Genomic DNA, 753 nt, shown 5'->3' on the forward strand with positions numbered 1-753 from the left:
TCAGAAGAGGTTGGCATCGGCCACCTGGCCCCTAGCTGGTTCGCGTGCTCCACTCCTCTTGCCGAGAGTGCCATTTGCTGGCGTGCTGAAACTCGCTGCGCTCAAACAAAGCAGCACGCCGGACGCAAATAGCACGCACGGCATCCGGCACGGCCTACCCGGACCGCGCCGGACCGAGGTCGTTCCCGCAATGTCACCCGCCAGGGGCCAGGCAGCCGTATCCATTAGGGCTGAACAAAAAAATCTGAAAAAAACAAATCCCGGACTGTAAAAAGCCCGGGATTGCGCGTAAAATAGAGTTATGACGACACTAAATACGCATGTCAATTATACAATATGGGAAGCGCCTTATCAACTATCACTTCCCTTGAATATTTCATTTCAGATTCCGGATGACGATCCCGTGCGGTTAGTGAAGCTGCTCATAGAAAGGATGGATTTATCACCGCTGTACCAGACGTATTCTCGTATCGAGAAAAATCAGGCTTCACCACGCCAGTTACTGGCCATCGTTATTTATGCCAGCATGAACCAGATTTTCAGTTCCCGTCGTATTGAATCGGCTTGCCGGAGAGATTTGAATTTCCAATATCTGCTGGAAGGGAAACCCGTTCCCGATCATGCGACTATCGCCCGTTTCCGTTCTCATCATATGGCGGCATGCAGCCGGACCTTGTTGCCGACATGGATCGCCGTCTTGGCTCAGGCCGGGGCCTTATCGCTGAAGAATTTGTTCATCGATGGGACAAAAAT

General features: G+C 51.8%; 1 protein-coding gene. It reads left to right on the forward strand.

The features are described 5' to 3' along the window. Positions 1 to 367 precede the first annotated feature (367 nt). Positions 368 to 753, forward strand: a 386-nt coding sequence (locus tag NM10_RS12925; protein ID WP_192813578.1) for a transposase, incomplete at its 3' end; no start/stop codon positions are given.

The sequence above is a fragment of the Megasphaera sp. NM10 genome (assembly GCF_000417505.1).
Taxonomy (GTDB): domain Bacteria; phylum Bacillota; class Negativicutes; order Veillonellales; family Megasphaeraceae; genus Megasphaera; species Megasphaera intestinihominis.